Genomic DNA, 13,146 nt, shown 5'->3' on the forward strand with positions numbered 1-13,146 from the left:
TGAGGCCGCTCCGGCCGAGCCGGAGCGGTACGCCGCTCAGCCGGCGGGGGTCGCCTTCAGCAGGACACTGATGACCCGGTCCAGGGAGTCCTTGCCGTGGGGGTCGGCGAGGTTGGCCCAGAGTTTGAACATGAGCCGCCGCACGGTCGGATTGGGCAGGCTGTTCTTGGCGATGAACCGCATGATGTGCGGATTGCCGAGGGCGTGCACGATGAACCGCCCCAGGGTGAAGTAACTGCCCACCGCGCCCTGCAGCACACGCGAGTAGGTCCCGAGGGCACGTTCGCGCTGCGCGGCGGTGGGCCGGGCCAGTGCCTGGGCGATGACGTCCGCGGCGAGGCGCCCCGATTCCATGGCGTAGTCGATGCCGTCCCCGCTCAGCGGGTTGATCGTCCCACCGGCGTCGCCGGTCAGCAGCATGCCCCGGGTGTACTGCGCGGGGCGCGTGAGACCCGCCGGCAGCGCGGCGCCCCGGACGGGGCCGGCCGCGTGTTCCTCGCCGATGCGCCAGTCCTGCGGCAGGCGGGCCGTCCAGTCCCTGAGCAGAGCGCGGTAGTCGACGTCGAAGGGCAGGTCCACGCCGAACGTGCCGACACCGACGTTCGCAGTGCCGTCGCCCAGGGGAAAGATCCATCCGTAACCGGGAAGCATCTGACGGCGCCCCCGCGCGTCCGGGGCCCACAGATCCACCCATGCCTCCAGGTAGTCGTCGTCGTGGCGGGGAGTGGTGTAGTAGCGGCGCACGGCCACTCCCACGGGGCGGTCCTTGCGCTGCGGCAGGCCCATGGCCACCGCCATCCGGCTGGAAGCGCCGTCGGCGGCGACGACGACCCGGGCGTCGACCTCGTACGGGCGGTCACCGCACTGCGCGACCACACCGCGGATCCGGCCCGTGCGCTCGTCCAGTACGGGGCCGGTGACCTTGGTGCCCTCCTGGAGGCGGACGCCGACCGAGGCCGCCCGCAGCGCCAGCAAGTGATCGAGGTCCTTCCGCGTGCGCACCAGGCCGAAATCGGGAAAGCTCGCCAGCTCCGGCCACGGAATCTCGACCCGGACCCCGCCGCCGTAGGCGCGCAACCCCTTCGTACGCACCCAGCCGGGCTGCCGGCGGCTGACGTCGATGCCCATGGCGACGAGCTCTTTGACGGCCCGCGGGGTGAGGCCGTCACCGCACGTCTTGTCGCGGGGAAAGGTCGCCTTCTCCAGCAGCAGGACGTCCAGTCCCGTCTGCGCGAGGTAGTACGCGGCGGCGGACCCCGCCGGCCCCGCTCCCACCACGACGACGTCGGCCGCGTCCCGCACCTGCAGAGCCGTCATGGGCGTTCCCTTTTCGCTCGTCCACGTGCCGTTGACCGGCGGAGAAGGGTTCACTACCCCGTCCGACGACGGGTCGACACCCCGTTGGTCCGTGAGGGGTACGAGCGCCGGGGAGCCGTTCGACGCCTCCGTTCCGCACCGGCGGCGCTTGGGCCAGGGCTTCCCGGGCGTCCGCCGCCCTGCCGACGCGAGCGAGCTGTTTGCCCAGCTGCACGAGATCCGCCGCCCCGCGCACCGGCGCGTGCCCCCGGCGCAGAAGGGGCCCGTGGGGCGGGGGCAGCTTCTCCGCCGCCCACCGCCCCGCCCCGGACGCCTCACGGACTTCGCCCGCCGGCGTCAGGAGTTCGTGAGGACGACCAGTTGCCGGGTCGCCCGGGTCATGGCGACGTAGCGGTCGACCGCACCTTCGACGCCCGTGCCGAACGCCTCCGGGTCCACGAGGACGACCAGGTCGAATTCGAGCCCCTTCGACAGCTCGGGGGTCAGCGACCGGACGCGGGACGTCGCCCGGAACGTGGGATCGCCGATGACGCAGGCGGTCCCGTCGGCATGGGCGGCGAGCCAGGCGTCCAGGATCCGGTGCAGATCAGCGGCGGAGCCGTGCACGACCGGGATGCCGCTGGCGCGGATGGAGGCCGGCACGTTGGCGTCCGGCAGTTCGGCACGGATGACCGGTGCCGCCTCCGCCATGATCTCCTCCGGCGTCCGGTAGTTGATGCCGAGGGAGGCCAGAGTGATCCGGTCGAAGCCCACCCGCCCGAGCCGCTCCTCCCACGACTCCGTGAATCCGTGCCTGGCCTGGGCGCGGTCCCCGACGATGGTGAAGCTCCGGGACGGGCAGCGCAGCAGCAGCATCTGCCACTCCGCGTCGGTCAGTTCCTGCGCCTCGTCCACGACGATGTGCGCGAACGGCCCGGCGAGCACGTCCGGTTCGGCGCCGCGCGCAGCGGTCTGGTCCACGAGGCTGTCCTGCATATCCTGGCCGTGCAGCATCGTCAGGACCCCCTCGCCGTCGTCATCGGCTTCGAGCAGGGCGTCGACGACCTTGGTCATGTGCTCCCGCTCGGCGGCGAGAGCGGCCGTGCGCCGCCGCTCACGCCGTGACGCCTCGGGGTCGCCGAGTCGCTGCCGCGCCGCGTCCAGGAGCGGCAGGTCGGACACCGTCCACGCCTGGGCGTCCTCGCGCCGCAGCCGCCGCACGTCGTCGGGGCCGAGCCAGGGAGCGCACTTGCGCAGGTAGGCGGGGACCGACCACAGGTCGCCCACGAGATCGGCCGCTTCGAGCAGCGGCCACGCGCGGTCGAAGGCCGCGAGCAGTTCCCTGTTCTGCAGCAGCGACTTGCGGAGAAGTGCCGGCGAGGCGTCCCCGTCGTGCTTGTCCACGAGGATCGTGAGAAGTTCCTCCCAGACCTGTTCGCGTGCGTCGTTGTGCGGAGTGCCGGGTTCCGCCGCTTCGAACGCCACGGCCCAGTCGTCGGCGCTCAGCCGGATGTCGGACCAGTGGGTCGTCACGGTCATGCCCTTGGCGGGCGGCTCCTCGTAGAACCTGACGGCCGTCTCGATCGCCGTCACCAGCTTCGCGGACGCCTTCAGACGTGCCACGACCGGGTCGGCCTCGACTCCTGCCGAGGCGCCCTCGGCGACGAGGTCCCGCAGGGTGCAGGTCTGCACGCCCTCCTCCCCGAGGCTGGGCAGTACGTCGGCGACGTAACCCAAGTACGGCTGGTGCGGACCGACGAACAGCACGCCGCCCCGGCGGTGACCGAGGCGGGGGTCGGAGTACAGGAGGTAGGCGGAGCGGTGCAGAGCCACGACGGTCTTCCCCGTACCCGGACCGCCGTCGACGACGAGGGCGCCGCGCGATCCCGCGCGGATGATGGCGTCCTGGTCGGCCTGGATGGTGCCCAGCACGTCCCGCATCCGCGGCGACCGGTTGGAGCCCAGGCTGGCGATGAAGGCGGACTGGTCGTCGAGCGCGGCGTGCCCGGCGAAGCCGTCCGAGGTGAACACCTCGTCCCAGTAGTCGCTGATCCGCCCGCGGGTCCAGCGGTACCTGCGGCGGCTCGCCAGCCCCATGGGATTGGCGTGGGTGGCTCCGAAGAACGGCTCAGCCGCGGGGGAGCGCCAGTCGAGCAGCAGCCGGCGGCCCGTACTGTCCGTGAGGCCGAGCCGTCCGACGTACACGGGCTCGGGGTCGTCCGCCAGGACCATGTGCCCGAGGCACAGGTCCAGCCCGAAGCGACGCAGTGCGCGCAGCCGAGCGGTCAGCCGGTGGACCTCGAGGTCCCGGTCCATCGCCTGCCGGCCCGAGCCCCCGGGCGCCTTGCGCTCGGCGTCCAAGCGGTCGGACACCTCGGCGATCGACTGCTCCAGGCACTCCGCGACGGCCGCGAAGTGCTGCTCGTCGCCTGCGATCAGGGCCGGGTCGGCCTTGGGGGAGAGGCGGTCGGGAAGGTCGAACGCGCTGGTGGTCAGGGGATGCACTCCGTAACTCCGATCTGGTGCCGCATGCGACTGGGGCGCGCGGCGGGGCGTCCGGGCCGGGTGGCGGGCCGGGTGGGCGGGACGGGCGAGGCTCCGCCCTGCCGTGGATCCGGTGGCCGTCGTCGGCTCGGGCGCCGGCCTTCGTCCGTTCTCGTGGTCTGCTTCCGGTGCGAAGGTCTCGCGTGATTCAGGCAGTTTCGCGACGCTCACTTCCGTTGGATTCGGGCTACGGCGGACGATTCTGCGGCATCACCGGGGCCTTGCGGCAAGCCCCCTGGTGGGTTATAAGTTGAGAGTGGCAAGGAGCGGTGTACTCCTTGCCTTTTTTCGTCCCGTGACTTCTCGTCCCGTGACAGGACACCCTCCGCGGCGGAGCCGCGCCGCGTACGGTGCCACGTCGCACGGGCGGGCAGCGGCCCGGGTGGAACCCCTGGTGCGGCCGACGCCGCAGCGCACCGCCGTCGGCCGGGGCGAGTTCCGCGTGAGCGCGACAGGGCCGCGGGTTACCCTGGCCCGGTGACTCTTCTCGTGATGCGCCGACACGTGGACTACGTGCGCGTCACGACCATGAGCTGTCTGCCCCAGGACTGACCTCCCCCTTTCCACCGGTCCTGTCGCGGACACGCGGTACTCGGGCACACCCCTGCCGACGGCTTTCCGTACCCCCGCGATCCCGCCATCTCCGGGAGCAGGGCCTCGCTTCAGCAGAGACGGAACACCATCATGTCGCGCATGTCGCCCCTTTCCGCCGGCTCGCTGCCGGTCATAGATCTGTCCACGGCCGACGATCCCGTGGCCCGGGAGGCGTTCCACAAGGAACTGCACGCCGCAGCGCGCGACGTCGGTTTCCTCCATCTGACCGGCCACGGCGTCAGCGCCGGTGAGACCGCCGAAATCCTGCGCGTCACCAGGGAGTTCTTCGCACTGCCGGAGGCCGACAGGCTGGCCGTCAGCAACGTGCGCTCGCCGCACTTCCGCGGTTACACCCGCGTCGGGCACGAGCTCACCGGAGGCCGTTCCGACTGGCGCGACCAGCTCGACGTGGGCGCCGAACGGCTCGCACCCGCCATCGGCCCCGACGACCCGCCGTACCTCTGGCTGGAGGGCCCCAACCAGTGGCCCGCCGCGCTGCCGCAACTCCGTACGGTGGTGCTGGCCTGGCAGGAGCGGCTGGCGGCGGTTGCCCACCGGCTGCTGCGCGAACTGCTGCTGTCCATCGGAGCGCCGGGGGACTTCTTCGACGAGGCGTTCGCCGACCGCCCGCATCTGCACACCAAACTGATCCGTTACCCGGGATCGGCGCCTTCCGGCGGTGGCCAGGGGGTGGGTGCGCACAAGGACTACGGGTTCCTGACGCTGCTGCTCCAGGACGGCGTGGGCGGACTGCAGGTCCGTTCCGACGACGGCTTCGTCGAAGTGCCGCCACTGCCGGGCGCGTTCGTGGTCAACCTCGGTGAACTGCTGGAGATCGCGACGGACGGCTACCTGTCGGCCACCGACCACCGGGTGGTCAGCCCGCCGGGGGCGGTGGAGCGCTTCTCCGTGCCCTTCTTCTACAACCCGCGCCTCGACACGGTCGTCGGCACCGTCCCGGGCCCCTACCTGGGCAAGGCCCCGGGCCTCGCCCACGACCTCGCCAATCCGCTGCACGCGGAGTACGGCCGCAACGAACTCAAGGGCTGGGTACGGGCCCACCCCGAGGTCGCCCGCCGCCACCACCCGAGACTGATCACCGGCTGACGGGAGTCAGGGGCGGCGGGGCCCTCGCCGTCACCTTGGGTGTGGCGGGCGTCCACTACGCCGTGCACGGCGTCGGCCGTCTGTGGACCGCTGTCGCGGGGGCCGCTCTGGGGGCCGTCGCGTTCACCCCGGCCTTTCTCGCGCCCGCTGACGCCCGGCCGCAGCGGGCGCGAGTGCCCTCCCTAGCGGGGGGCGCGGGGCTGGGTGAAGCGGAGCATGTTGCCGGCCGGGTCGCGGAAGGCGCAGTCGCGGACGCCGTACGGCTGGTCGATCGGCTCCTGGAGGACTTCGCCGCCGGCGGCCCGGATCTGTTCGAAGGTGGCGTCGCAGTCGTCGGTGGAGAAGATCACGCCGCGCAGCATGCCCTTGGCCAGGAGTTCCGTCATCGCCTGCCGGTCGGCCGGCGAGGCGTTGGGGTCGGCGGCCGGCGGTTCGAGGACGATCTCCACGTCCGGTTGCGAGGGCGACCCGACGGTCACCCAGCGCATGCCCTCGAACCCGACGTCGTTGCGCACCTCCAGGCCGAGGACGTCGCGGTAGAAGGCCAGCGCCTTGTCATGGTCGTCGACTGCGATGAAGCACTGAGCGAGGTTGATGTTCATGCCTTCGACGCTACGAGGCGGCGCCGGGTTCCGCTTCTCCGATCCTGACCGGTTGGGCCTTCCCGACCGGTTCGCCGTTCCTCAGCGGTCGCGTGAGGACCTTGGCCACGCACGCCGGGATCGCGGCGCCCTCGTCGTGGCGGCGGGCCCGGTACGCGCTCGGGCTCTCGCCGACCAGCTCGGTGAAGCGGGAGCTGAACGAACCCAGTGAGGTGCATCCGACGGCGAAGCAGACCTCCGTCACACTCAGGTCTCCCCGCCGCAGCAGCGCCTTGGCACGCTCGACACGGCGCGTCATCAGGTAGCCGTACGGCGTCTCACCGAAGGCGGCGCGGAAGCTGCGGGAGAAGTGCCCGGGCGACATGAGGGCGACCTTGGCCAGCGCCGCGACGTCCAGCGGCTCGGCGTAGTCGCGGTCCATCGCGTCCCGTGCGCGCCGCAGTCGTACGAGGTCCTCAAGCGTCACGCCCACCAGCATCGCACGGCGGCGGACGCCCGTCCGTCCGGCCATGTCCCGTCGGCCGGCGGGCGCGACACGCCGTACGACACCGCCGGCGAGGCAGGCGCCGGACCGTGGCAGCGGCCGCCGCGGCGAAAGTGAACCAGAGATACTGCTCTCGTAGATCGAAGTCAGGCGACGCCGACGGAAAGCGCGAAGGCGGCCCGTAACGGATGGAGACGCGATGAGCAGGGTCACGAGGACGGACGCGCGGTCGGCTGCGCCGCATGTCGCCGACAGCCATGGTCTGATCCGTGTGCACGGCGCGCGCGAGAACAACCTCAAGGACGTCAGCATCGAGATCCCGAAGCGCCGCCTGACGGTGTTCACCGGCGTCTCGGGCTCGGGCAAGAGCTCGCTGGTGTTCGACACGATCGCCGCGGAGTCGCAGCGCCTGATCAACGAGACGTACAGCGCGTTCGTGCAGGGTTTCATGCCGACGCTGGCCCGGCCCGAGGTCGACGTACTCGAGGGACTGACGACCGCGATCATCGTCGACCAGCAGCGCATGGGCGGCGACCCCCGTTCCACGGTCGGCACCGCCACCGACGCCAACGCGATGCTGCGCATCCTCTTCAGCCGGCTCGGGAAGCCGCACATCGGCCCGCCCGGCGCGTACTCCTTCAACGTCGCCTCGGTCACGGCGAGCGGTGGGTTCAGAGTCGAGCGCGGCGCCGACAAGACCAAGACGGAGAAGGTCACCTTCAGCCGCACCGGTGGCATGTGCACCCGTTGCGAGGGCCGGGGCGCCGTCTCCGACATCGACCTCACGCAGCTCTACGACGACTCCAAGTCGATCGCGGAGGGAGCCTTCACCATCCCGGGCTGGAAGTCGGACAACGTGTGGACCGTCGGGATCTACGCCGAGTCGGGATTCCTCGACCCGGACAAGCCGATCCGTGAGTACACCAAGAAGGAGATGCAGGACTTCCTCTACCGCGAGCCGACCAAGGTGAAGGTCAACGGCGTCAACCTCACCTACGAAGGGCTGATTCCCAAGATCCAGAAGTCGTTCCTCTCCAAGGACAAGGAGGCGATGCAGCCGCACATCCGTGCGTTCGTGGAGCGGGCCGTCACCTTCACCACCTGCCCCGAGTGCGACGGCACGCGGCTCAGCGAGGCCGCACGGTCGTCGAAGATCAACAAGATCAGCATCGGCGACGCCTGCGCGATGCAGATCAGCGACCTGGCCGAATGGGTGCGCGGCCTCGCGGATGCGTCGGTGGCGCCGCTGCTCACCGCGCTCCAGCACACCCTCGACTCGTTCGTGGAGATCGGCCTCGGCTACCTCTCGCTGGACCGGGCCTCGGGCACGCTGTCCGGCGGCGAGGCGCAGCGGGTCAAGATGATCCGCCACCTCGGCTCCTCGCTCACCGATGTCACGTACGTCTTCGACGAGCCCACGATCGGCCTGCACCCGCACGACATCCAGCGGATGAACAACCTGCTGCTGCGCCTGCGGGACAAGGGCAACACGGTGCTCGTCGTGGAGCACAAGCCGGAGACGATCGCGATCGCCGACCATCTCGTCGACCTCGGTCCCGGGGCGGGAACGGGAGGCGGCACCGTCTGCTTCGAGGGGACCGTCGAGGGGCTGCGGGCCAGCGACACGGTCACCGGCCGCCATCTGGACGACCGGGCGTCCCTCAAGGAGACCGTGCGCGAGTCCACCGGCGCGCTGGAGATCCGTGGCGCGTCGGCGCACAACCTGCGCGCCGTCGACGTCGACATCCCGCTCGGGGTGCTGTGCGTGGTCACCGGTGTGGCGGGCTCCGGCAAGAGCTCGCTCGTCCACGGGTCGATTCCCGCGGGCGAGGGCGTGGTGTCGGTCGACCAGGCCCCCATCCGCGGTTCGCGCCGCTCGAACCCGGCCACGTACACGGGTCTGCTGGACCCGATCCGCAAGGCGTTCGCCAAGGCCAACGGGGTGAAGCCGGCGCTCTTCAGCGCCAACTCCGAGGGCGCCTGCCCCAACTGCAACGGGGCCGGCGTCATCTACACCGACCTGGCGATGATGGCCGGAGTGGCGATCCCGTGCGAGGAGTGCGAGGGCAAGCGGTTCCAGGCGTCGGTGCTGGAGTACCGTCTCGGCGGCCGTGACATCAGTGAGGTGCTGGCGATGTCGGTGACCGAGGCGGAGGAGTTCTTCGCCGCGGGCGAGGCGCGCACACCGGCCGCGCACAGGATCCTCGACCGGCTCGCCGACGTCGGCCTCGGCTACCTCACCCTCGGCCAGCCGCTGACCACCCTGTCCGGCGGCGAGCGGCAGCGGCTCAAGCTGGCGACCCACATGGGCGACAAGGGCGGCGTCTACGTCCTCGACGAGCCGACCACCGGCCTGCACCTGGCCGATGTCCAGCAACTGCTGGGTCTGCTCGACCGGTTGGTCGACTCCGGAAAGTCCGTGATCGTCGTGGAGCACCACCAGGCGGTCATGGCGCACGCCGACTGGATCATCGACCTCGGCCCGGGCGCCGGTCACGACGGCGGCAGGGTCGTCTTCGAGGGCACGCCCGCCGACCTCGTCGCCACCCGCTCCACGCTCACCGGCGAGCACCTCGCGGCCTACGTCGGGGCCTGACCGGGAGTGGCGTTGACCGGTTTCGGCACTGGACCGGTTCCGGCTCGGCGCCGGACCGGGCGGCACCTGACCGAGCGTCTCGCCGACACGGTGGGACGGCTTCCCCCCGGCCCGTCCCGACTCGTCCCACCCGGGGGCGCCCAGCGCCTGTGCGGTGGGACGAGTCGAGGCACGGCGGACACCGACCGGGCTGAGCGCAGACGCGTCGGCGCGTGCGCCTCGACCCGCCCGACCGCTTCCGGGCGGGTCGTCGGCCGGCCGGAGTTGCCCAGTACAGACGGCACCGGAGTGACCCGCCGCGCCGGCGGTGGCTGATCCGCGGGTTGGACCGAGCCCCCGCCGTCCCGGGCCGGAACCCCGTTGTCGGTGGTGGCTGGGAGGCTGGGGCCATGGACAGGGACGAGGAGTTGCTGCGCGGCCGGATCTACGGTCAGGACCACGACGACCCCCGGCGCGGCCCGCGGCCGGGACGGGCGTACGCCGAGCTGGTCGGCGGGCCGCTGGACGGTCTGCTGCTCGACATCACCGGCTGGGCGGCGGACCGGATCGACACGGGCGTCGCCCTGGAGACGGAGCTGGGGCGGTTCGGAGCCGGCGGGCGGGCCCTGTACGACCCCCGCCCCGGCGACCGGCGCCGCTGGGACTGGTCCGGGGACGCACCCTGACCGCCGCTCCCGGACCGCGCGGCGCACTGGGCCGTTCGTACGGCACGAAAGCCTCGCCGTCGGCCTGGTACTCCCGCGCATCGGCCCCTGCCCGAAGGGCGATTCCGGTGGCGGGCGCGCTGCTCGTAAGCTGACCCGCTATGGACACCAAGGAGGCCGGCAGACGGCCGATCGACGGCCGGTTCGAACTGCTCGGCAGGCTCGGCAGCGGCGGTATGGGCACCGTGTGGCGGGCCCGGGACATCGTGCTGCACCGTGAAGTCGCACTGAAGGAAGTACGTTCGCCGGACCCCGCGACGGCGGAGGCGGACCCGGCCCGGGCGCGCATGCTCAGTGAGCGCGTACTGCGTGAGGCTCGGGCGCTCGCCCGGCTCGCCCATCCGCATGTGGTCACCATTTACCACATCGTGGACGCGTCCGACGGTCCTCACCCGTGGATCGTCATGGAGCTGGTGCCGGGGCAGTCCCTGCACGAACGCCTGGCCCAGGGCCCGTTGAGCGTCTCCGAGGCGGTGACCGTGGGGCGCGGCGTGCTGTCCGCCCTCCAGGCCGCGCACGGCGCGGGCATCCACCACCGGGACGTGAAGCCCGCCAACGTGCTTCTGCGACCCGACGGCACCCCCGTCCTGACGGACTTCGGCATCGCCGTACTGCGCGAGTCGACCAGCCTGACCGCTACGGGCGACCTCATCGGCTCGCCCGAGTACATCGCGCCTGAACGCATCCGCGGCGAGGAGGGCAACCCGGCCTCCGACCTGTGGTCCCTGGGCATGCTGCTCTACACCGCCCTCGAGGGGTGGCACCCGTTGCGGCGCGAGACGAGCCTGTCGACGCTGGTCGCGGTTCTCGACGAGCCGATACCCCCGCCGGTGCGCTCGGGGCCGCTCGCCCCGTTCCTCGACGCCGTGCTCACGCGGGACGCCGCGGCACGACCCGACGCCGCGCGTCTGGAGCAGATGCTCGTCGACGCCGGACGCGGCGCCGACGCCGTCCCCCCGGCTTCCGCGCCGTGGCCCGCGCCGCCGGCCGTCCCCCAAGCCGAGACCGTGCACGACGTGCCGGGTGCGCGGCCCGCGCCGTCCTGGCCGTCGAGCGCTGCTCCCGCGTCCGCCCCGCCGGCCGGCTTCGGTCCGCCGCCTCAGCGGGGCACCGTTCTCGACACCCCGTCGTTCCGCCCTTCGCCCCAGCGGGGACGCAAGCGGTGGACCGTGCCCGTCCTGACCGCTGCGTTGCTGGCCACAGCGTCATGGACGGTGCTGAACGCCCTGCCGCTGGACAGCGGTCTGTTCGGCGGGAAGCCGCAGGAGAATTCCGCCTCGACCACGGGGGCCACCGGCGGCAAGGACACTCCGGGCACCACGGAACGCAACGACGTCAAACAGCCGGCGCAGGCGTCACTGCCGCCGTCCAAGCAGACGAAGAATCTCCTCACACCGGACAGCGCGCGGAAGGCGATCGCGGCGCTCAAGGCGGAGACCCGTACGACGAAGTTCTTCGAGCTCACCGTCTACAAGGAGTACGCGATCGCCGACGTTCCGGTCGAGGGGAGCGAGAAGAAGTACGACCGTTACGTGTACCGGAACGGCTACGCCGCAAAGGAAGGCCCCGGCGGCACCGCGATCGGCACGGAGGAAGGCCCGATCGACGTCAGCAAGGTCGACTGGGAAAAGCTGCCCGCGCTCATCCAGAAGGCCGACCAGGACCTCGGCATCGCCGAACCGACGATGCGTTACGCCGTCGTCCGCGGACCGGTGTTCGAGAGTGTGCCGACGATCAACATCTACCTCACCGACGAGTACAACTCGTCCGGATACCTCGTCGCCGACTTCGACGGCGCAGTGCTGAACACCTACGCAGCCGAGAACTGACCACGGCCTGGAGCCGGTACGACGAAGGGCGTCGCACCGGCCGGCGCCGCTCACCTGCGAGCGATCCGATGTCTTGCCCACCGGCGCGCTCCGCCGTCACGCCCGACGCGTCGCTCTAAGCTCCGCACATCGGGAAAGGCGCCCAGCCGGAAAGCGCAGGATGCGATGCTTGCCGTCACCGTCATCGCGGGCATTCTGTTCGTCTGGGCCGTCCTCTCGCACCGGCTGGCGCGCTGGAGCATCACCGCCCCGATCGCCATGATGGCGGCCGGTGTCGCCATGACCGCCGGCTCGGACCCTCCGCTGCGCTTCGAGATCGACACGGCCGGCTTCGAGCACGCGGTGGAAGTCGTGCTGGCGCTGCTGCTCTTCGTCGACGCCACCGAGGTGCCCGGGGGCGTCATCCGCAGGGAGAAGGGGATCGTCGCGCGCCTGCTCGGCGGTGCGCTGCCGCTGACGCTGGGCGTCGCGTTTCTCACGGCGTACGCCTTCTTCCCCGACCAGCCCGGCTGGATCCTGGCGGTCCTGGCGACGGTGGTCGTCCCTCTGGACCTTGCCCCCACCACGGCCGTCGTCAGGGACAAGCGGATCCCGGCGCGGCTCCGTGACGTGCTCAACGTCGAAGGGGGCCTGAACGACGGCATCGTCTCGCCCCTGTTCCTCCTGTGCATGGCCGCCGCCGTGGAGTCCCGCACGCGGAGCGCCGATTACACGGAGGCGCTGCTGGGCGCGGTCGAAGCGGCGGCCTGGGCCGTCGGCGCGGGGGCGGTCATCGGGTACGTGGCCGGGTGGCTGCTGCGCCGGTCGTGGGCGAGCGGCTGGACCCAGCACGCGGCGACGCGGCTCGGCATCCTGACCGTTCCCGTGGCCGCATACACCCTGTCGTCGGCCCTCGGTGGAAACGGCTTCGTCGCGTCCTTCGTCGCCGGCGTCTGCATCGCCCCCGCCATGCGCCACCTGCCGGCGGACGCGGTGCAGATGACCGACGATCTGGTCGCTCTGATGTGCCTCGGGCTGTGGTTCGTGTTCGGCCAGACCGTGAACGAGGCGTTCTCGGACGGGTTCCACCTGTCGATCGTCCTGTACGCGCTCGTCGCCGTCACCCTGGCGCGCACGGTCCCCGTGCTGCTCGTGCTCACGGGGACCGGTTTGAGGCGGTCCGACAAGCTGTTCCTGGGGTGGCTGGGCCCGAGAGGCGTGACGTCGATCGTCTTCGGGCTCCTCGCGGCCGTCGAGCTGCCCGCTCACAGCGCCGATTTCATCGCCCGGGTGATGGTGCTGACCGTCATGCTCAGCATCGTGCTGCACGGCCTGAGCGCCGAACCGATCGGCCGCGCCTACGCTCGCAGGAAGCGGACCGACGTGGGACAGGCAACCTAGCGCGCGGTCA

The 13,146-nt window shown here is 71.4% G+C and carries 9 protein-coding genes; 5 read left to right on the forward strand and 4 right to left on the reverse strand.

The annotated features are described in order from the left end of the window. Positions 1–36: 36 nt before the first annotated feature. Together AC07FK_RS12440 and helR are read right to left on the reverse strand one after the other, a co-directional pair. Positions 37–1,317 (reverse strand): geranylgeranyl reductase family protein, encoded by a 1,281-nt coding sequence (locus AC07FK_RS12440; RefSeq protein WP_479104831.1) that lies wholly within the window; start codon positions 1,315–1,317, stop codon positions 37–39. Positions 1,318–1,653: 336 nt separating this feature from the next. Further along, a complete protein-coding gene (helR, locus tag AC07FK_RS12445; protein ID WP_479104832.1) occupies positions 1,654–3,801 on the reverse strand; it encodes an RNA polymerase recycling motor ATPase HelR in 2,148 nt (715 codons plus the stop codon). Positions 3,802–4,524: 723 nt separating this feature from the next. Here helR and AC07FK_RS12450 point away from each other — a divergent pair. Next, positions 4,525–5,541, forward strand: coding sequence for an isopenicillin N synthase family dioxygenase (locus tag AC07FK_RS12450; RefSeq protein ID WP_479104833.1), 1,017 nt, complete (start codon positions 4,525–4,527; stop codon positions 5,539–5,541). 182 nt (positions 5,542–5,723) lie between these two features. Here AC07FK_RS12450 and AC07FK_RS12455 read toward each other — a convergent pair whose 3' ends face one another. Further along, a complete protein-coding gene (locus tag AC07FK_RS12455; protein WP_479104834.1) occupies positions 5,724–6,143 on the reverse strand; it encodes a VOC family protein in 420 nt (139 codons plus the stop codon). Between the two features lie 10 nt (positions 6,144–6,153). Beyond that, positions 6,154–6,621 carry a helix-turn-helix domain-containing protein gene (locus tag AC07FK_RS12460; RefSeq protein ID WP_479104970.1) on the reverse strand — a complete coding sequence of 156 codons (468 nt, stop codon included), beginning with the start codon at positions 6,619–6,621 and terminating at the stop codon, positions 6,154–6,156. A 205-nt stretch (positions 6,622–6,826) separates the two neighbouring features. Here AC07FK_RS12460 and AC07FK_RS12465 point away from each other — a divergent pair, with 205 nt between their 5' ends. The 4 genes from AC07FK_RS12465 (at position 6,827) to AC07FK_RS12480 (ending at position 13,136) form a co-directional block, all read left to right on the forward strand. Further along, the gene (locus AC07FK_RS12465; RefSeq protein WP_479104835.1) at positions 6,827–9,223 is read left to right on the forward strand and encodes an ATP-binding cassette domain-containing protein; all 2,397 of its coding nucleotides are present in this window, start codon (positions 6,827–6,829) and stop codon (positions 9,221–9,223) included. A gap of 389 nt (positions 9,224–9,612) precedes the next feature. Next, on the forward strand, positions 9,613–9,888 hold the full coding sequence (locus AC07FK_RS12470) for a hypothetical protein (protein ID WP_479104836.1): 276 nt from the start codon (positions 9,613–9,615) through the stop codon (positions 9,886–9,888). 140 nt (positions 9,889–10,028) lie between these two features. Beyond that, entirely contained in the window at positions 10,029–11,756 is a 1,728-nt protein-coding gene (locus tag AC07FK_RS12475; RefSeq protein ID WP_479104837.1) for a serine/threonine-protein kinase, read from the forward strand. A 165-nt stretch (positions 11,757–11,921) separates the two neighbouring features. Then, complete coding sequence (locus AC07FK_RS12480) at positions 11,922–13,136, forward strand: cation:proton antiporter (protein ID WP_479104838.1); 1,215 nt, start codon at positions 11,922–11,924, stop codon at positions 13,134–13,136. Positions 13,137–13,146 lie beyond the last annotated feature (10 nt).

The organism is Streptomyces sp. NPDC046122, assembly GCF_056429965.1.

What these genes read in the sequence shown, in the direction of transcription:
- AC07FK_RS12470 (WP_479104836.1), top strand. Translation starts at nt 9,613, where the DNA reads ATGGACAGGGACGAGGAGTTGCTGCGCGGCCGGATCTACGGTCAGGAC.
- AC07FK_RS12460 (WP_479104970.1), bottom strand. Translation starts at nt 6,621, where the DNA reads ATGCTGGTGGGCGTGACGCTTGAGGACCTCGTACGACTGCGGCGCGCA.
- AC07FK_RS12480 (WP_479104838.1), top strand. Translation starts at nt 11,922, where the DNA reads ATGCTTGCCGTCACCGTCATCGCGGGCATTCTGTTCGTCTGGGCCGTC.
- AC07FK_RS12450 (WP_479104833.1), top strand. Translation starts at nt 4,525, where the DNA reads ATGTCGCGCATGTCGCCCCTTTCCGCCGGCTCGCTGCCGGTCATAGAT.
- AC07FK_RS12465 (WP_479104835.1), top strand. Translation starts at nt 6,827, where the DNA reads ATGAGCAGGGTCACGAGGACGGACGCGCGGTCGGCTGCGCCGCATGTC.
- AC07FK_RS12440 (WP_479104831.1), bottom strand. Translation starts at nt 1,317, where the DNA reads ATGACGGCTCTGCAGGTGCGGGACGCGGCCGACGTCGTCGTGGTGGGA.
- AC07FK_RS12475 (WP_479104837.1), top strand. Translation starts at nt 10,029, where the DNA reads ATGGACACCAAGGAGGCCGGCAGACGGCCGATCGACGGCCGGTTCGAA.
- AC07FK_RS12455 (WP_479104834.1), bottom strand. Translation starts at nt 6,143, where the DNA reads ATGAACATCAACCTCGCTCAGTGCTTCATCGCAGTCGACGACCATGAC.